This is a genomic window from Cupriavidus sp. GW822-FHT03E04 (assembly GCF_058801495.1).
On record NZ_JBXANI010000006.1, the window covers coordinates 119385 to 136423 of the forward strand.

The 17039-nt window shown below is 65.7% G+C and carries 18 protein-coding genes; 4 read left to right on the forward strand and 14 right to left on the reverse strand.

Annotated features, from left to right (window positions below):
* Nucleotides 1–106: 106 nt before the first annotated feature.
* Entirely contained in the window at nt 107–739 is a 633-nt protein-coding gene (locus AC1RQC_RS09785; RefSeq protein ID WP_492883094.1) for an HAD family hydrolase, read from the forward strand.
* Nucleotides 736–2043: an NAD(P)/FAD-dependent oxidoreductase gene (locus AC1RQC_RS09790; RefSeq protein WP_492883096.1), complete on the forward strand. Its 1308-nt coding sequence runs from the start codon at nt 736–738 to the stop codon at nt 2041–2043. Before AC1RQC_RS09785 ends, AC1RQC_RS09790 begins: the two co-directional genes overlap by 4 nt.
* Before the next feature lie 167 nt (nt 2044–2210).
* On the opposite strand, the gene AC1RQC_RS09795 is transcribed toward AC1RQC_RS09790, so the two are convergent.
* The 13 genes from AC1RQC_RS09795 to AC1RQC_RS09855 form a co-directional block, all read right to left on the reverse strand.
* Nucleotides 2211–3266, reverse strand: a complete 1056-nt coding sequence (locus AC1RQC_RS09795; RefSeq protein ID WP_492883098.1) for an FAD-binding oxidoreductase — start codon at nt 3264–3266, stop codon at nt 2211–2213.
* Nucleotides 3250–4287, reverse strand: coding sequence for a 4-hydroxy-2-oxovalerate aldolase (gene dmpG / locus AC1RQC_RS09800; protein ID WP_492826831.1), 1038 nt, complete (start codon nt 4285–4287; stop codon nt 3250–3252). The genes AC1RQC_RS09795 and dmpG overlap by 17 nt, the downstream gene beginning before the upstream one ends.
* A gap of 35 nt (nt 4288–4322) precedes the next feature.
* Nucleotides 4323–5279: an acetaldehyde dehydrogenase (acetylating) gene (locus AC1RQC_RS09805; RefSeq protein WP_492826829.1), complete on the reverse strand. Its 957-nt coding sequence runs from the start codon at nt 5277–5279 to the stop codon at nt 4323–4325.
* An 11-nt stretch (nt 5280–5290) separates the two neighbouring features.
* Nucleotides 5291–7171, reverse strand: coding sequence for a feruloyl-CoA synthase (locus tag AC1RQC_RS09810; RefSeq protein WP_492813279.1), 1881 nt, complete (start codon nt 7169–7171; stop codon nt 5291–5293).
* Nucleotides 7172–7307: 136 nt separating this feature from the next.
* Entirely contained in the window at nt 7308–8090 is a 783-nt protein-coding gene (locus AC1RQC_RS09815; protein WP_492826825.1) for a 2-keto-4-pentenoate hydratase, read from the reverse strand.
* A 54-nt stretch (nt 8091–8144) separates the two neighbouring features.
* A complete protein-coding gene (locus AC1RQC_RS09820) occupies nt 8145–9173 on the reverse strand; it encodes an NAD(P)H-dependent flavin oxidoreductase (protein WP_492375156.1) in 1029 nt (342 codons plus the stop codon).
* A 30-nt stretch (nt 9174–9203) separates the two neighbouring features.
* Nucleotides 9204–10007: a 3-(cis-5,6-dihydroxycyclohexa-1,3-dien-1-yl)propanoate dehydrogenase gene (gene hcaB / locus AC1RQC_RS09825; protein WP_492826823.1), complete on the reverse strand. Its 804-nt coding sequence runs from the start codon at nt 10005–10007 to the stop codon at nt 9204–9206.
* 2 nt (nt 10008–10009) lie between these two features.
* Nucleotides 10010–10561, reverse strand: coding sequence for a 3-phenylpropionate/cinnamic acid dioxygenase subunit beta (locus AC1RQC_RS09830; protein ID WP_492375158.1), 552 nt, complete (start codon nt 10559–10561; stop codon nt 10010–10012).
* Nucleotides 10558–11958, reverse strand: a complete 1401-nt coding sequence (locus tag AC1RQC_RS09835; RefSeq protein ID WP_492375159.1) for an aromatic ring-hydroxylating dioxygenase subunit alpha — start codon at nt 11956–11958, stop codon at nt 10558–10560. The genes AC1RQC_RS09830 and AC1RQC_RS09835 overlap by 4 nt, the downstream gene beginning before the upstream one ends.
* Before the next feature lie 19 nt (nt 11959–11977).
* On the reverse strand, nt 11978–12322 hold the full coding sequence (locus tag AC1RQC_RS09840; RefSeq protein WP_416051952.1) for a non-heme iron oxygenase ferredoxin subunit: 345 nt from the start codon (nt 12320–12322) through the stop codon (nt 11978–11980).
* A gap of 43 nt (nt 12323–12365) precedes the next feature.
* The gene (locus AC1RQC_RS09845; protein WP_492883100.1) at nt 12366–13205 is read right to left on the reverse strand and encodes a DODA-type extradiol aromatic ring-opening family dioxygenase; all 840 of its coding nucleotides are present in this window, start codon (nt 13203–13205) and stop codon (nt 12366–12368) included.
* A gap of 20 nt (nt 13206–13225) precedes the next feature.
* Nucleotides 13226–13522, reverse strand: a complete 297-nt coding sequence (locus tag AC1RQC_RS09850) for an extradiol ring-cleavage dioxygenase (RefSeq protein ID WP_174425342.1) — start codon at nt 13520–13522, stop codon at nt 13226–13228.
* A gap of 4 nt (nt 13523–13526) precedes the next feature.
* Nucleotides 13527–14348 carry an alpha/beta fold hydrolase gene (locus AC1RQC_RS09855; RefSeq protein WP_492813269.1) on the reverse strand — a complete coding sequence of 274 codons (822 nt, stop codon included), beginning with the start codon at nt 14346–14348 and terminating at the stop codon, nt 13527–13529.
* Nucleotides 14349–14588: 240 nt separating this feature from the next.
* On the opposite strand from AC1RQC_RS09855, the gene AC1RQC_RS09860 reads away from it, so the two are divergent.
* Nucleotides 14589–15113 (forward strand): TetR/AcrR family transcriptional regulator, encoded by a 525-nt coding sequence (locus AC1RQC_RS09860; RefSeq protein WP_220810720.1) that lies wholly within the window; start codon nt 14589–14591, stop codon nt 15111–15113.
* A gap of 94 nt (nt 15114–15207) precedes the next feature.
* Here AC1RQC_RS09860 and AC1RQC_RS09865 read toward each other — a convergent pair whose 3' ends face one another.
* Complete coding sequence (locus AC1RQC_RS09865) at nt 15208–15849, reverse strand: 4-carboxy-4-hydroxy-2-oxoadipate aldolase/oxaloacetate decarboxylase (protein WP_183033127.1); 642 nt, start codon at nt 15847–15849, stop codon at nt 15208–15210.
* Nucleotides 15850–16269: 420 nt separating this feature from the next.
* On the opposite strand from AC1RQC_RS09865, the gene AC1RQC_RS09870 reads away from it, so the two are divergent.
* The gene (locus AC1RQC_RS09870) at nt 16270–16983 is read left to right on the forward strand and encodes a GntR family transcriptional regulator (RefSeq protein ID WP_492883102.1); all 714 of its coding nucleotides are present in this window, start codon (nt 16270–16272) and stop codon (nt 16981–16983) included.
* The last annotated feature ends 56 nt before the right edge of the window (nt 16984–17039 follow it).

The window sequence follows — 17039 nt, forward strand, 5'->3', positions numbered from 1 at the left end:
GGTTTTATAAACCAATTTTTCAATATGAAGCGGCTACCTTATAGTGCCCTGACCGGAAACGCAATCGCGTCCGCGTATCGAAACGTAGTGCATAGGGAGACGAAAAATGTCGCTGGAATTGCTGGTGCTTACCCTGGACGATGTACTCATCCGCGCGGACGACCTGCGCCAGTCCGGCTTCGGCGCAGCACCGCGAGAACGCGACGCCCTGCTGCGCTGGCATGAGGATGCTTGCACCGGCGCGCGTGCCGGCCAGTCGATCGAAATCCGTGCCCAGGCCATGCAGCTCATGCGCAGCGCGGAGCTGGGCGGCGCGCGGCTGGCGCTTGCCGCGCCGGTCGCATCGCGTGGGCTGCGCGTGCTGCTCGATGGCGCCATCGGGCCAGACTGGATGGGCCGCTTTACCGTCGTCGCCACGGCGGACGCGCTGCTGCCCCGGGAAACCGAGATCGAGCTTTACCGGCTGATCCTGCGCACCGCCGACGTGCCCGCGCACCGCGCCTTGCTGGTTGGCGCCACGCCGAGCAGCCTGCGCGCCGCGCAAGCCGTCGGCATGCACACAGCCAGTGTTCAGCCGGCGTATGACGATGCGCCGCGTCAGGCAGGGCGATCCGTTGTGCTTTCAGGATCGCCGGATGCGCTCTGGCCGGACTTCCACGCGCTGGAGTGCAGCGTGGACGGCAAGCGGCGGCTGGAGCCGCTTGCCGCAACAAGACCCCAATCACGGAGTTTCCCATGACCACCATCGTGATCGTCGGCGGCGGCGCCGCCGGGCTGCAGGTCGCCACCCGCCTCGCCAGGCGGCTAGGCAAGCCAGGGCTCGCCGAAATCGTGCTGGTCGACCGCAGCCCCACGCACCTGTGGAAGCCGCTGCTGCATGAAGTGGCCGCGGGCAGGCTCGAGCCCGTGGTTCACCATACGTCCTTCGCGCTGCAGGCCGAGCGCCATCGCTTCCGCTACGTGCAGGGCGACCTGCATGCGGTGGATCGCATCAACCGCACCATCTCCGTGGCTATCGCCGGCACCGGCCATGGCGAGGGCGCAGAGATCCAGTCCATCGGCTACGACAAGCTGGTGCTTGCCGTTGGCGGTGTCACGCAGTACTTCGGCGTGCCCGGCGCGCGTGAGCACGCCCTGACGCTGGACAGCGTGAGCAGCGCGGAGCAGGTGCGTGACCGCGTGTTCACCGCCTTGCGCCGCAAGACCGCGCAGGCCGCGGCACAGCCGCAAGCGCCCACCGGCACAGTCCGCGTCGCCATCGTCGGCGCGGGCGCCACCGGCGTGCAGCTCGCGGCCCAGTTGCGCCGCACGTCCAGCGTGCTGAACCGTTACGGCATCCACCGGCTCGACCCGGTGAAGGACGTGGACATCTGCCTGATAGAAGCCTCCCCCGGGGTGCTCCCCGGCCTCGGCGCCCGGATCGCGGATCGCACCGGCGAACAGCTCGCGCGGCTGAACATCCGCGTCCAGTGCGGCGCCCGCGTGACGTCCGTCAGCGAGAGCGGTCTGACCATGGCCGGCCAGGCACCCATGCAGGCGGATGTCGTGGTGTGGGCGGCCGGCATAGCCGCGCCGGGCATGCTGGCCAGCTTCGGGCTGCCGGTCAATGCCAAAGGGCAGATCCGCGTGCTGCCCACGCTGCAGAGCGTCGAGGACGAACATATCTACGCGATCGGCGACTGCGCCAGCTGCCGGCCCCAGGACCTCGATGCGGAGCTCCCGACGCGCGCGCAGGTTGCCTATCAGCAAGCGCTGTATCTTGCGCAAGCGTTGCCACGGCGATTGGCGGGCAAACACACCGAGGGGTTCCGGTATCGCGACTATGGCTCGCTGGTCTGCCTGGCGGGAAGCAACGCCATCGCCAGCGTGGCCGCGCCGGGCAAGGAGAGCGGCTGGCATATCGAAGGCAGGTTTGCCGCCCTGCTCCACCATGCCGTCTACCGCCGGCACGTGCTCGCCATCCACGGCTGGGGACGCGCGCTGGGCATGACGCTGGCCCAGGGGCTGGAGCGTTTGCTGGCGGCGGGCACGCGGCTGCACTGAGGATGGCGCCAGGCGGGGGCGGCCTGGCGCGCCATTGTGTCTCCTCCAGATGCCGTTTGCGCGGAGATTTTCACGATCCTCCTGCGCTGCGGCTAGCTATGTCTTGATATGCCTTGATATGTCTTGATCCAGGCCCGACCGCGCTTTCCCGACGAAAGACGTGGCGTCTATCTTGCCGGCTTGATTGCCGTGATGAACGCGTCGCTATGGAACCGGCCCGCAAGCAGCCCGTTGTCGCGCGTCAGCACGTGGCTGGCTGCATCCACCATCAGCGGATTGCCACAGGCGTACACCTCAAACGCCGAGAGATCCGGGAAGTCGCAAGCGACCGCCTCGTGCACAAAGCCCGTGCGCCCTGTCCATGGGCCATCCGGCTCGGACAGCACGGGAACGAAATGCAAGCGTTCGCTGGAAGCAGCCCAGTGCGCCGCGTCGTCCCACGCGTAGAGGTCTTCCTTGCGCCGGCCACCCCAATAAAGCGTGGCACCTCGTCTTGCAAGCGCCTCGTGGTGGCTACGCATGAACGAGGCAATTGGCGCGTAGCCCGTGCCGGATGCCAGCAGGATGACCGGGGCATCGGAATCCTGCAGGGTGAACGCCCCGAAGGGCCCTTCCAGCCGCAGCACGTCCCTCTGCTTCAGCTTCTCATACACATGCGGCGAGAACCGCCCGCCGGGCATTGCGCGGACATGCCATTCGATCGTGCCCTGCGCATCCGGCGCGTTTGCCATGGAATAGCTGCGCCGCGTGCCGTCGCGCAGGATCACGTCCATATACTGGCCGGGGGAAAACGAGAAATCCGTCCCTCCCTGCACGTGCAACGACACGATGGCCACATCCGGGCTCACCCGGCGCACCTGCGCCACCCGCGCGGGCGCTTGCACCACCCGGCGGCCGGGAATGGCGCAGACTTCCGGCGCTTCGATGATGACATCGGTCACCGGCCGCGCCACGCAGGTCAGGCAGTGCCCCGGCCGCACCCCTTCCGGGATGAAGCCGGCAGGGTAAGCGACCTCCCCGGCGATCACCCGTGCCTCGCATGCATTGCACTCGCCCCGGCGGCAACTGTGTTTCGGGAAGAAGCCTTGCGACACGGCGGTATCCAGCAGCGACGCGCCGGGCGCACACCGCAACTGGACACCCGCCGGCGCGAAGGTCAGTGTCACCCCCGGCTCGGACTGGTCCGCTGGCCGCGCCAGCTGCGCTTCAGTGTCGGGCGCCATCTTGCGCTTCCAGTTGCCGTGCCTTCAGATCCAGGGCGACGTCCACGATCATGTCTTCCTGCCCCCCCACCATGCGGCGCTTGCCGAGTTCAACCAGGATGTCGACTGTTTTCAGGTCATGCTGGGCAGCCGCCGTTTCCGCGTGCCGCAGGAAGCTCGAGTACACGCCCGCGTAGCCCAGGGCGAGCGTCTCGCGGTCGACCCGCACCGGACGGTCCTGCAGCGGGCGCACCAGGTCGTCAGCGGCGTCCATCAGCTTGTAGAGGTCGCAGCCATGCGACCAGCCCTGGCGCTCGGCCGCAGCGATGAACACTTCCAGCGGCGCATTGCCCGCGCCGGCGCCCATCCCGGCCAGGCTGGCGTCGATCCGGTTGCAGCCTTCCTCGACCGCGACGATGGAGTTGGCCACGCCCAGGCTGAGGTTGTGGTGCGCGTGCATGCCGGTGTGCGTGGCGGGATTCAGCACGTCCTTGAAGGCGCGGAAGCGGTCGCGCACGTCGTTCATGGTCAGTGCACCGCCGGAGTCCACCACATAGACGCAGGTGGCGCCGTAGCTTTCCATCAGCTTGGCTTGCTGGGCGAGAGCCTGCGGCGTTGTCATGTGGCTCATCATCAGGAATCCCACGGTATCCATGCCGAGTTCGCGCGCGTACTCGATATGCTGGCGGGAAATGTCCGCTTCGGTGCTATGCGTTGCCACCCGGACCACGCGAGCCCCCGCGTCATAGGCGGCGCGCAGGTCATGCGTGGTGCCGATTCCCGGCAGCAGCAAGGTGGCGATCTTGGCGCGGGTGACAGATTCGGCGGCGGCTGCGATCCACTCCACGTCGCTGTGCGCGCCGAAGCCGTAGTTGAATGAGGAGCCTTGCAGGCCGTCGCCATGCGCGACTTCGATTGAATCGACGTTGGCCTCGTCCAGCGCGCGCGCAATGGCCTTGACCTGCGCAATGCTGTACTGGTGGCGGATGGCGTGCGAGCCGTCCCGCAGGGTCACATCGGAGATATAGAGCTTGGTTTCCATCTTTTGTCCTGGGCTTTGTCCTGGGCTTGGGTTCTTCACGCTACCGCGGCCTCGCGCGCGGCAAGCACGCGCCGCGCGAGCTGCTCGGCGGTGGCCAGCGCTGCCGAAGTCATGATGTCCAGGTTGCCGGCATAGGCGGGCAGATAGTGAGCGGCGCCCTCCACTTCGAGGAAGACCGAGGTCTTCAGCCCGCTCATGCGCCCGACGCCCGGGATGTTCAGCGGCTGGCTTTCGTCGAATCGCTCGAACTGCACCCGTTGCTTGAGCCGGTAGCCGGGCACGTAGGCGTTGACGCGAGCCACCATGGCCGCCACCGCTGCCTCGATGCGCGTGGTGTCTGCCATATCCGACAGCGTGTACACCGTGTCGCGCATCAACAGCGGCGGCTCCGCCGGATTGAGCACGATGATGGCCTTGCCCTTGCGGGCGCCACCTACCACTTCCAGCGCACGGGAGGTGGTTTCCGTGAACTCGTCGATATTGGCGCGCGTTCCCGGTCCGGCCGACTTGCTGGAGATCGAAGCCACGATCTCCGCGTAGTGAACCTGTGCCACCGAGGCAACGGCCGCGACGATGGGAATGGTGGCCTGCCCGCCGCAGGTGACCATGTTGACGTTGCGGCCATCGAGGTTGGCATCGAGGTTGACCACGGGGACGCAATACGGGCCGATGGCGGCCGGCGTAAGGTCGACCACGCGAATGCCCGGCTTGCGTGTGCGCAACAGCTTGTCGTTCTCGATATGGGCGCCGGCCGAGGTGGCATCGAACACAATGTCGATATCGGCGAACGCCGGCATGTCGACCAGGCCAGCCACGCCCGTCGCGCACGTGGCAACCCCAAGCCGGGCGGCGCGCGCAAGACCGTCCGAGGCGGGGTCGATGCCGACCATGACGCCCATTTCGAGGTGTTGGCCATGGCGCAGGATCTTGATCATCAGATCCGTGCCGATATTGCCGGAGCCGACGATCGCGGCCTTCAGTGTCTGGGTCATGATTGCTTCCGTTAGCCCTGGGAGATGTTGTTTGGATAGATCACGGACTGGCAGTCCGAATACAGGCGATCCACATCGCTGGCGCGCAGCGTCAGTACCGCGCGCTGGTTGATGTAGCCCTTGTCGGTGATTTCGCCCTGCTCGATCGCCGGCGCGGCGGATAGCAGCACCGCGCGCGCCGGCCGCTGGGAAGACCCGGCACCCCTGCCAAGGTCGGCCAGCACCGCGCCAAGCGCTCGCCGCACGGCCGGCACCAGCCCCAGCGACTTACCGCAAAGCGTGCCGTCCTGGTCGTTGGCAAGCGCACGCAGCTTCGCGCTGGGAAACACCAGCAAGCCGACTTCATCGCGATCGTGCCCGGTGACGACGATATCCAGCGCATAGGGCGACATCGCCGAGACCGCGCGCACGCGCAGCGAGCCGACCGATACCCAGGTGCCCGTCGTCAGCTTGAAGTCTTCGGACACCCGGCCATCGAAGATGACGCCGCTGTTCGGGTCGGCCGGATCGGCGAGCCGGCCCGCATCGCCCATGCAGTAGAAGCCTTGCTCGTCGAACGCGGCGCGCGTCTTCTCCTCGTCGCCGAGATAGCCAGCGAAGATAGACGGCCCGCGCACCCGCAGTTCGTGCTTGCCCTGGCACGGCACGAACTTCAGCTCGACGCCGGGAACAGGCACGCCGATATTGCGCGGGTCCGAGGACGAGAAATGCGCGCTGGTCACCACTGGCGAAGTCTCCGTCGAACCCCACTCCGTCGTGAAGAACAACGATCGATGCCGGGCGCCGCGCGCCACCGCGCGCAGGCGCTCCGCAGTCCTCTGCGGCAGGGCCGCGGCCGCGAAGAACAGCATGTCCAGCCGTTCGAACAGCGCCGTGGCCAGGGCTTCATCCGCCTCCAGGTAGGGCAGCAACGCGTCATAGCCCTTGGGCACATTGAAGAACAGCGTCGGGCGAACCTGGCGGATGCCCTCGATGGTCCGCTCGATCAGGCCCGGCGCGGGGCGGCCGTCGTCGATGTACAGGGCGCCGCCATTGCGCAGCACCAGGTTGAAATTGTGGTTGGCGCCGAAGGTATGGCTCCACGGCAGCCAGTCCAGCACCACGGGATGCGTTTCGTCGACGAACGGCCAGCACTGCGCGATCATCTGCTGGTTGGCGCACAGCATCTCGTGCGTATTCGGCACCAGCTTGGGGGCCCCGGTGGAGCCGGAAGTCAGCAGGATGCGGGCTATGGTGGCGCCCGTGATGCTGCGCAGCGCCTCATCCACGCCGGGCCCGGCACTGGCCGCGCAAAGCGCGGAGAACGGCAACTCGCCGCCGGCCGCGCCCTGCGCATAGACCACGGGGCACGAGAGCCCGGCGCGCCGTATCGCCGCTGCGTACAAGGCGGCGTCCTCCGCATAGACGAGGCCGGGATGCAAGCTGGCGAGGATGGCGTGCAGCTTGGCGTGATCGCTGCTCATCCTGGTATAGGCTGACGACACCACCGCGATGCGCAGTCCCACGTGCATGGCCGCCAGCGACAGCAGTGCCAGGTTCACGCTGTTGTCCGACAGCGCGACCACGGGATCTTCCGGCGCAATATCGAGATCCAGCAACGCCTGGCCGATATTGCGGACCGTGGCATGGGCCTCGCCGTAGCTGACGGTATGCCAGCCCGAACCTCGGCGCTCCGCCAGGAAGACGCGCGCAGGCGCCTTGGCCGCCCATCGTGCGAGCCATTCGCCGATGCAGCGATCGAAATCTGCCAGCGGTACCGAGGAGCGTAAGACAAAGCTGCCATCGGGCAGGTCGGTGCGCAGGATGCTGGGCTCTGCCAGCCGCAGGCCAGCATCTGGTCCGGCGGCGCGGCGGCCGACGGCGGACGCGCGAGTCAATTGGTTTGCGTCCATGCGCCCTCCTCCAGCTTGGCGAGAATGCAGCCCGTAGCGGCCCACGCGGACACCATGATCCCCGCCGCAATTGCGGCAGCGTATTTGATTCCCATTGTTGTCTCCGAATCGCCCGTTCTTGCGACGGGCGTTAGCGTCAATCCACCTGGCAGCGCACCTGCCCCAGCCCTTCGATCTCCAGATGCAGCGCGTCGCCACTGCCGATCTTGAACATGGGCCCAAGCGCGCCAGAGAGCACGACGTCGCCAGCCCGCAGCGGCTCGCCCATCACGGTCATGGTGCGTGCCAGCCACCAGGCGGCATGCAGCGGGTGGCCCAGGCAGGCGGCGCCGTTGCCCTCCGACGCCGGTTCGGCGTTGCGCGTGAAACGCATCGCGCAATCGGCCAGCGCCAGGTCGGTCACGCGCTTCGGATCGGTGCCGAGCACGTAGAGACCGCAGGACGCGTTGTCCGCCACCGTATCGACCAGCGTGATCTTCCAGTCCTGGATGGCGCTGTCGACGATCTCGATGGCGGGCAATGCGAATTCGATGGCACGGAGGAAACGCCCCCAGGTCATTGCCTCGTCATCAAGATCGCGGCCAATGACGAAGGCGACCTCCCCTTCCGCCTTCGGCTGGATCAGTGAGCCCGAGGGAATGGCCGCGCCGGACAGGAACTCCATGTCCGCGAACAACACGCCGAAATCCGGCTGGTCGACGCCGAGTTGCGCCTGCACGGCCTTCGATGTCAGGCCGATCTTCTTGCCGCTGATGACGCGGCCTTCGCGCAGCGCGCGTCCCGTGTTGGCGGCGGCAACGGCATAGGCCGCCTCGAGTCCGTCGATGCCGAAGGTCTCCGAGACCCTGGCGATGGGGCTGCGCTCGCGGCGGGCCTGGTACAGAGCCTCGGCCGCCTGCTGGATGGGGGTATCTTTCATCGTTGTCTACCTCGTGATGCTTGTTGTCTGGTCATTGCCTGCTTGTCCGCCAGCCTAGGCGGCGGCCCGGGCTGCGCGATATCTCGGCAGCAACTGCAGGATCTGCTCAGCTTCTCCCGCCAGGCAGGCGGCATAGCTGTCAGCCAGCGCCGTGACCACGTCCTCGACCGAGCCGACCGCATCGATGGCGCCGACACCATGGCCTGCCGACCACACGTCCCGCCATGCCTTCGGCGCCGAGGCAATGTCGCCGGAGAAATCGATCTTCTTCTCCTCCTTGAGCTTGTCGGGGGTGAATCCCGCCGCCGCAACCGTCGGCTTGAGCCAGTTCGCCATCACGCCCGATACGGCGGTGGACTGCACCAGGTCCTCCATATTGCTGGCCACCAGCATGTCGCGGTAAGCGGGCGCCGCCATGCTCTCCCGCGTTGCGATCAGGCGGGTGCCGACCACCACGAAATCGGCGCCCAGCAACTGCGCGGCCCGTATCTGCGCACCGCTGGATATGGCGCCCGCCAACCCAACCGGGCCGTCCCAGAAGCGGCGCACTTCCGCCAGGAAGGCGAAGGGGTGATAGGTGCCGGTGTGGCCGCCGGCACCGCTGGTGACCAGCACCAGGCCATCGACTCCGGCGTCGATCGCCTTGCGGGCCAGTGCCGGCGAGATGACATCCGCCATCACCAGCCCGCCGTAGCCGTGCACGCGCTCGAGCACGCGCCGGGGGCTGCCCAGCGCCGTGGTCACGATGCCTGGGCGATACCGTTCCACCAGTGCCATTTCCGCCTCGAAGCGGTCATAGCTGCTGTGGACGATCATGTTCAGTGCCCAGGGCACTTGCGGGTGATGGGCGGCCTCGGCTGCGATCTGCGCCAGCGCCGCATCGAGCGCGGCCAGGTTGCGCGCGTTCGGTGCGGCGTAGGTGCCGACGATGCCGGCCTTGAGGCTGGCGGCCACCAGTTCCGGGCCAGAGACCAGGAACATGGGCGCGCCCATGACCGGCAGACGCGCGCGGGCGAAGACGTTGCGCACGGCAGCGTGCGAGGCGCAGGCTGATGTGTTGGGCGATGCGTTGGGGGCGTTCATCTTGTCTCGTTCTTGTCTCATGCTGATCGGCTAGCGCCGCCCTGGCCGCCCGCGGACTTCCCAGCCGCAGTCGCTTTGCAGGATGGCGGCCGTGGTTGCCGGGGAATTGGTGCGCGAGGCCAGCAGCACGTAGTGCCCGGTGTGGTCCTCCGGCTGGGCGATAAAGCCCAGCGGCATTGCGTTGGCCACGGCGTCCGAGAAGCCGGGAATCTCCGACAGTCGGGCCTCCTGCTTGCCAAGGGCCTCCGGGCCCTTCAACGGGGTCACCGTGCCGCCGGGTGCCACGCCGTTCACGCGGATGTCCGGCGCCAGTTCGTAAGCAAGCTGCCGGATCAGGCCCACGCAGGCGTGCTTGGAGGCCACGTAGACCGGGCCTCCGCCGCCGGCATAAAAACTGGCGTTCGACAGCGTGAAGATCATGCTGCCGCGGCTCTCACGCAGTGCGGGCGCGGCGGCATGAGCGGCCAGCAGGTAGCCCAGCACGTTGACGTCGAACACCTCGCGAAAGGTCGCGCTGACCACACCCGGCTCCAGCTTGCGCAGCGTGGCGAAGTGGTCCCATACGCCAGCATTGCCAACCAGGGTGTCGAGCTTGCCGAAGGCCTTGACGGTGGCCTGCACCGCCTGCACGTTGGCGTCTTCCGAGCGCACGTCGCCCACGGTGATCGCCACGCGGTCGCTAAACTCTGCGCGCATGGCGTCGGCGCTCTGCGCATTGCGCACCAGCACGCCGACGCCGGCTGCGCCCTCCGCCAGGAACCTGCGGGTGACCGCCAGGCCAATGCCTGAGTTGGCGCCGGTCACCAATGCCACATCGTTATCGAGCCAGCCCATGGTCAGAAGAAGGTATTGAGGTTCTTGGACATCAGCAGGGACTGCGTGATGACAATCTTGCGCCGGGCGATCCGGAAATCCCCGCCATGAGCGCGCAGCACGTCCTCGCGCCGGCCAAGCAACAGATCGTTGTCCGCCTCTCCCCGGCTGCGGTAGTTGACGAAGACCGAATGCACGATGAACTCGTCATCGGCCGCACCCGCGTACGCTTCGATATTGCTGATGACGTGCACATGGCGGGTCGGCGGATCCTCGGCCCATGCGGAGGGTTGCTTGAAGCGGGCCACGCGGCGTTCCAGGTCGAAGTGGTTGTCGTCGAAATACGCGCCACGCCCCACCCCGTAGGCACCCAGCTTGTCCGCGCGGCGGCGGTTCTCGATGGCCGGCATCCAGTAGTGGATGTCGTCCGTCATCAGCGCCAGCCAGTCGCTCCATGCCTCGCTGTCGAGCAGGCGCGCCTCGCGATAGAGGAACTGCTGCACCCGATGCGCAGTGGCAAGGTCCACCGCCTGCAGCGCCAGGGCCTGCGGCAATTGTTGAGGGAGCGCGCTCATGCGACCTCCTTCAGGCTGTCGTTGACGAACGCGCTCTCAGGCAAGCTTGGCTTGTCGCGCACCGGGACTTCATCCCAGGCGCGCGCCTGCATCAGGTCCAGCCAGCGCTGGTAGAACGCGCGGTGGTTGGCTTCGTTCACCTGGTTGCGATAGACATTGCCAGGCAGCTCGCTGCCCTCCAGCCGGGAGTCGAGGCCCAGGCCCATGTACAGGTCTTGCTGGCGCGTGACGAAGCCGGCATTGGTGCGGGTAGAGAACTCGAAATTCTCGCCATCGTCCATCTCGAACACGCCGGAGGGCGAGAACGTCAGCATGGTGCCCTTTAGCCAGCGATCCTTGATGTCCTGCGGCGCGCTCTTGTTGACGATGGTCCAGGTGTGCAGCTCGATCTTGCCCGGGCCGCGCGGATGCCAGACGCGGAAGGTGTTCTGCCCCGGCAGGAAGGAAAGGTTCGGGAAGACGCTGACCGAGGAAATCGAGCCGATCATCTTCGAGCGGAACTCGCCAAGCCGCTCGGCCACCTTGGGCTGGATCCCGTACAGGTATTTCCGGATCTCCTTGTCGCCCAGGGTCGCGGCATTGCCGACGACGTCCAGGTTGAATTCCCAGCCGTGCCCGTTGACATTGACATGGTACGAATCCGGATCCTTGAAGACCTCTGCCACCGGGCCGCCAAGCATGGCGCGCGCGGCGGAGTCATGGGTCCACAGCGCGTGGTAGATATCACCGATGAAGTTCTCGACCGGGACCTTCCAGTTGCAGTTGATCACCGACTTGACGCAGCTGCCGACAAACTCCGTGCCCTCGCCGTCCATGTCCAGCATGACGTCGAGGTAATAGCGGAAGTCGCCCAGGAAGTCCTCCAGCGAGGGCGCATCCGGATCCATGTTGCCGAACACCAGCCCCTTGTAGCTCGCTACCTTGGCAACCGGGTGCAAGCCGTGTTCCGAGCGGTCCATGCCGCTGGCCTCGAACAGCTCCTGCCCCGCCATGCCACGCAAGGCGCCATCGATGCCAAAGCTCCAGCCATGGTAGTTGCAGACAAAGCTGCGCGCGTTGCCCGCGTCGGTGAAGTTCAGCTTGTTGCCGCGATGCGGGCAGGTGTTCAGGAAGGCACGGATGGAAGCGTCCTTTTGCCGCACCACGATCACGTTGTCTTCCGCCATATACGTGGTGACGTAGTCGCCCGCCTTGGGAATCTGCGATTCATGCGCGAGAAAGAGCCAGCTGCGCGCGAAGATCTTTTCCAGTTCCTGCTCGTAGATGCGCTGGTCCCAGTAGACGCGGCGCGACAGCCTGCCAGCGTTCAGGTCCAACAGGCGATCCAGGTCGCGCAGGGGCGCGCTGGCGGGATCCTTGCGCAAGCGTTCGCAGTTGCCGCTGCAGTCGTGTGTCATGTTCACTCTCTCAATGGCTTCAGATAGCCGACGACGCCGCTTCGGACTCTTCGTCGAGATCGGCGTAGATCTGGTCAGCCTCGACGATGACCTTGTAAGTGCGCAGGTCGACGGTGCACGGGAACCCGACGGCCTGTCCGGTCGGGATATGGAACTGGCCGTCGTGGACCGGGCAGGCGATCAGGTCGCCATCGACGATCTCGCCTTCGGACAGGGATGCCGTGGCATGCGTGCAAACATCGCTGGTGGCGAAGTACTCGCCGTCGATGTTGTAGACAGCCAGCGGGCAGCCCGATGTCTCGACCTTGCACACCTGGCCCGGCGCCAGCGCTTCACGCTGGATCAGGAAAACTTTATTGCTCATCGCTGTCATTCCTTCTTGCCCGGCGCAAGCGCCGGATATTGCGTCACTGCAGGTGCAGCTGGACAAATCCCAGGCCGGTCACCCATTCCGGGACGGCTTCGTAGGCGATGGTCTCGCCGCGCGCGCCTTCCAGCGCGCCCATGGCGCAGGCCCAGTTCCGAATCTCCATGCCGCCGTTGCCACCGTTGGCGAGGATGTACTCGTCGCTGAGCGCAGCAAGCGCCTGCAGATCGTTGCGTTCGGCATAAGCCAGGATCTCGCGATCGAAAGCCTCGTTGACCCGCCCCATCTCCGCCGTGCCGACCCAGTGGCTGATGCCGCCGCTGCCGATCACCACAACCCGTTCATCCTCCGGATAAGCGCTGACCGCATCGCGGATCTGGTGGCCGACCTGGATGGCGCGCGCCATCCGGATATAAGGGTCGACGCCGGCGGCGAGGTACACCGGGATGATGCCCACGGCGTGGCCCGCTTCCCGCATCGGCTGCACCATCAGCTGGTTTGGAATGCCGATGGCGTGGTCCACCGTCAGCGCGCGCGCCACCGCCCAGTCGAACCCGTTCGCGTGGCCTTCGGCAGCGATATGCGCCGCCAGCGCTTCGCTGTTCGGTATCACGCCACGCTTGAGGCCCGGCATGGCGTCGAGCGGGCCATCGACATCGCCCGTGCCGATCAGGTAGCTGGGCAGGCAACCCGTGCCAAACAGCATGTAGTGGTCCGCGCCCACGATCACCACGCTGGTGGGCGCCAGCCCGGCCAGCCGCGCCGCGCAAGTCTTGAAGGCGTTCCACATGCGCTCGCGCACCGCGGGTGCCGGCGCCTCGGGCGCGACGAACATCACCGGGTCATGGGGCACCAGGAAGCCACCTACGATCTTTCCCATCTTTGTTCCTGTTCCTGTTCCTAGCGCTTCAAGGCGGCGCTGTGCAACGTCTCGGCCGAGCCGACCGGGCGCAGCTTCTTCATGTAGGCGCGCATGTCGCGCTCCGGGGACAGTTCCTGCCAGAAGCCCATGGTCAGCATCGGGTTGACACCCGCTTGCTGCAGGCCAAGCACATCGAACTGCATCAACATGGCCCGCTGGGCCTCGCTGAGGGCAAAGCGCCGCAGGTAGGCATCGGCATCGTCGCGAAAGCGCTGCTTGGCCGAGCGATCCACCGTGAGCTGGTGCAGGACCTTTTCGAGGACATTGCGGCTCATGGTCTTATGCGCAGAAGTTGCCGACCAGGCTCAGGAAATCGGCGCGCCGCTCGGTCTGGACCCAGTGCCCGCATTGCCCGAACAGGTGCAGGTCCGCCTGCGGGATCGTGCTTGCCAGCAACTGGCCGCATGCCGGCGGCACCACGCGGTCTTCGCGTCCGTGCAGCACCAGCGTAGGCGCCTCGATCTTGGCGATGGCAGCTGGCGGGAAGCCCTTGACGAGGGTCGGGCCTTGCGCATTCGGCTTGGGCAGCAGCTTGCGCAACGCGTCCTGCGCGCCGGGACGGGCGCTGGCCTCGTAGCGGGACTGCACCATCTCCGGGGTGATGATCGACTGGTCGAAAGGGAACAGGCGCATTGTCTTTTCCATGTTCTCCGGCGACGGCTCGTACTCCCATGCCGAGCGCAGGCCCGGCGTCTGCTCGAACTCCCCTGCCGGCGTGCCCAGCAGCACCAGGCGCTCGACGCGCTTCGGATCGAACACGGCCAGGCCCACGGAGAGCGCGCCGCCAAAGGAGTTGCCGACAAACGAAGCCTTCTCGATATCCAGTGCGTCCATGATGCCGACCAGATGCCGCACCCACAGCTTGATGTCGTACTTCGTGCCTTCCTTGAATTCGGTAAAGCCGAAGCCGGCGATGTCCGGAACGATGACGCGGAAGGTCTTGGCAAGTTCGCCCATTACGCCCTTCCAGTTCGACCAGCCGGACACGCCCGGCCCCGAGCCATGCAGCAGGAACAGCGGCTTGCCCGTGCCCTGGTCAAAGTAGTTGGTTTGGTGTTCCGCGGCGGTCAAGGTCAAGCCGACGCCTTCATGCTGACTCATCTCAATTTCTCCATACACATACGTATGTGTATTGTAGGAAGGGAAATGAATCCGGTCAAGCGAGGATTCCGGCTAATTTATTGGTGTTTACCCCCGGAGATGCCGAGAACCTTACCGTACATAAGTGTATTGAATGGGGGAAGTACAATCCTCACCATATTTATTGGAGGCACTATGCCCAAAGGCACGGGGACAAGTTCCGCAGCCCCTCGCAACCAACTTACGCCGGAAGACTGGATCATGGCTGCCCGCAATCTGCTGGTCAGCCGCAGCGTAGACGCAGTGCGCGTCGAAGTGCTGGCCAAGGAACTGGAAGTCACGCGCGGCAGCTTCTACTGGCACTTCAAGGATCGTGAAGACCTGCTGCAGCGCATGCTGACCGCATGGCGCGATGAGGCCACCGAGCAGATCATCTACCGCTTCGAGCGCCGCGGGCTGCCGCCCCGGGAGCTGGTCCGGGATCTGCTCACGTTGCCGTTCCGGGGTACCGCCGCGCAGGAAGCGGCGTCAACGGAGCTTGCCATCCGCGCGTGGGCCCGCCGGGAAGAGCGGGTACGCCAGGTGCTCGACGAGGTGGATGCCAAGCGCCTGTCCTATATCTCGCAGTGCTTCAGCGCACTCGGGTTCGACATCCCCGAGGCGCGCGCCAGGGCGTTCGCACTATACAGTTATGAATTGTCGGAGTCCCTCCTTTCCCACCAGGGTACCGCGGCGCAGAAGGAAGAGCGCAGGGCCTGCATCGAGCGCCTGCTGCTAGCGCCTTGAATCGCAAAAAGGGGCACAACTGTGCTCCTGTCCGCGACCCTTTGCTGCCCCGGGTTGCTGCCGCGCACTTGCCGCCGTGCGGCACTACCTGCCGTCAAACCAGCCCGTAGCGCTGCAACGTATCCCCCAGCCCGAGCAGCTCGACCATCGTCTTGCCCTTCTCCAGCTCTTCGCGGATCTTCGCTTCCTTCAGCTCCCGGTCGGCGCTCCTGGCAATCACGCTGTCTACCTCGTTTGCATCGACCACCACCAGGCCGTCGCGGTCGCCCACGATGATGTCGCCGGGATTCACCACCACGCCGCCAAGGCTCACCGGCACGTTCACGCGGCCTGGCTGATGCTTGTTGGTGCCTTTGATCGACAGCCCCCGGCAGAAAACCGGGAAGCCCATCTCGATGATGGCGTTGCCGTCGCGTACCGAACCGTTGACCACAAGCCCGGCCAGGCCGAGCTTCTGCGCGGCGAGCGTCAGCAGGTCGCCCCATGGGCCAGCTTCAAGAAAGCCCTTGGCATCGACCACCAGCACGTCGCCCGGCCTGGTCTTGGTCAGCGCGTAGTGAATCATCAGGTTGTCGCTGGGGCGCAGGTCCACCGTCACTGCCGGCCCGGCCATGCGCAAGGTGGGGTCCAGCGGCTTGAGGCCAACGTCGACCGCGCCCTTCTGCCCTTGCGCCTCGTGAATCGTGGCCGCGCCGAGCGCCTTCAGGCGCGTGATCTGTTCCGGGGAGATGGTCATGGCTTTCCTTTCGTTTCCTTTGGTGTCTTGAAGTAGAGGGGCTCTTGCGGCCACCTGCTTGCCCGCTCGCGCCTGCAGCGCGCTTGCGATCCCCGAATAATACAAAAAAAGTACAATAAGATGCAAGGAAAGGATTAGACAAAGAAAATACAGCCAAAAAAAGCAGAATCTCCTCCGCGCGCAGCAAGGATGGATACAAATTGAATACATAAAGCAACAAAAGGTGCGTCAACCGCCTCACCCAGACGACGGCCATTCCTGCCCGCCTCCTCCAAGGGCGTTTTCCGGCACCGACATGCGGTCTGATACGATTGCCGCCGCGCATGGCGTGCACGCTTGCGCGCAAATTGCATCCCCGTCGCGCCGAGGACATCGCGCGCCGCCCGGCATGGGCACGCCCCGGAAAGAACAAAGCCAGCTATGAAAAAAGGAAGCGAACAGACCTACGAGCAGCTGAAAAAGCGCATCGTGGCAGGTCACTACACGGCGGGCACACAGCTGAAGGAAGAACACATCGCCGAGGAAATGGGCGTCAGCAGGACGCCCGTGCGGGCCGCGCTCAAGCGCCTGATCGACGACGGGCTGGCCGTGGCGCAGACCGGCCGCGGCGTGTTTGTCGCGGGCTGGACGCGCTGGGACATCGAGGAGATGTTCAGCCTGCGCTCGCTGCTGGAGCCGTACGCGGCCAGGCTTGCCGCCGAGCGGGCGGATGCGCAGACCATCGCCGCGCTCAAGGCTTGCAACGCGCGCATGGCGGCCGTGATCGAAGCCGGCGCCAAAGGGGATGACGCCATCGCGGAAATACAGGCGGCGAACAGCACCTTCCACCGCCTGCTGCTGGAAGCATCCGGCTCCAACCGGCTGAAGTCCATGCTGGAGACGATGATCGACATGCCGGTCATCGTCCGCTCGTTCTTCCTCTATGAACTCGATGACCTCAGGCGCAGCCTGCATCATCACCAGGACATCGTGCTGGCGATGGAGCTGCACAACGGCGAGCTGGCCGCGCAGCTTATGTCGGTCCACCTCCATATCTCCAACCAGCGCTTCATGAGTCGCCGCCTGGACTCGGCGCCGGCGGGGTTGCAGCACGATGCCGACGCCGGCGACGAAGCCGCCGACAAAACAAATTGAGTACAAATCTGACGAGACCCCGCGAAAAAGTCGCAAGATAGGTCAAGAATTTAGAG

Coding starts and splice junctions, on each gene's coding strand:
- AC1RQC_RS09845 (WP_492883100.1), bottom strand. CDS start 13,205: ATGGGAAAGATCGTAGGTGGCTTCCTGGTGCCCCATGACCCGGTGATG.
- AC1RQC_RS09865 (WP_183033127.1), bottom strand. CDS start 15,849: ATGACCATCTCCCCGGAACAGATCACGCGCCTGAAGGCGCTCGGCGCG.
- AC1RQC_RS09810 (WP_492813279.1), bottom strand. CDS start 7,171: ATGGACGCAAACCAATTGACTCGCGCGTCCGCCGTCGGCCGCCGCGCC.
- AC1RQC_RS09785 (WP_492883094.1), top strand. CDS start 107: ATGTCGCTGGAATTGCTGGTGCTTACCCTGGACGATGTACTCATCCGC.
- AC1RQC_RS09815 (WP_492826825.1), bottom strand. CDS start 8,090: ATGAAAGATACCCCCATCCAGCAGGCGGCCGAGGCTCTGTACCAGGCC.
- hcaB (WP_492826823.1), bottom strand. CDS start 10,007: ATGGGCTGGCTCGATAACGATGTGGCATTGGTGACCGGCGCCAACTCA.
- AC1RQC_RS09790 (WP_492883096.1), top strand. CDS start 736: ATGACCACCATCGTGATCGTCGGCGGCGGCGCCGCCGGGCTGCAGGTC.
- AC1RQC_RS09835 (WP_492375159.1), bottom strand. CDS start 11,958: ATGACACACGACTGCAGCGGCAACTGCGAACGCTTGCGCAAGGATCCC.
- AC1RQC_RS09870 (WP_492883102.1), top strand. CDS start 16,270: ATGAAAAAAGGAAGCGAACAGACCTACGAGCAGCTGAAAAAGCGCATC.
- AC1RQC_RS09855 (WP_492813269.1), bottom strand. CDS start 14,348: ATGAGTCAGCATGAAGGCGTCGGCTTGACCTTGACCGCCGCGGAACAC.
- AC1RQC_RS09850 (WP_174425342.1), bottom strand. CDS start 13,522: ATGAGCCGCAATGTCCTCGAAAAGGTCCTGCACCAGCTCACGGTGGAT.
- dmpG (WP_492826831.1), bottom strand. CDS start 4,287: ATGGAAACCAAGCTCTATATCTCCGATGTGACCCTGCGGGACGGCTCG.
- AC1RQC_RS09830 (WP_492375158.1), bottom strand. CDS start 10,561: ATGAGCGCGCTCCCTCAACAATTGCCGCAGGCCCTGGCGCTGCAGGCG.
- AC1RQC_RS09805 (WP_492826829.1), bottom strand. CDS start 5,279: ATGACCCAGACACTGAAGGCCGCGATCGTCGGCTCCGGCAATATCGGC.
- AC1RQC_RS09860 (WP_220810720.1), top strand. CDS start 14,589: ATGGCTGCCCGCAATCTGCTGGTCAGCCGCAGCGTAGACGCAGTGCGC.
- AC1RQC_RS09820 (WP_492375156.1), bottom strand. CDS start 9,173: ATGAACGCCCCCAACGCATCGCCCAACACATCAGCCTGCGCCTCGCAC.
- AC1RQC_RS09840 (WP_416051952.1), bottom strand. CDS start 12,322: ATGAGCAATAAAGTTTTCCTGATCCAGCGTGAAGCGCTGGCGCCGGGC.
- AC1RQC_RS09795 (WP_492883098.1), bottom strand. CDS start 3,266: ATGGCGCCCGACACTGAAGCGCAGCTGGCGCGGCCAGCGGACCAGTCC.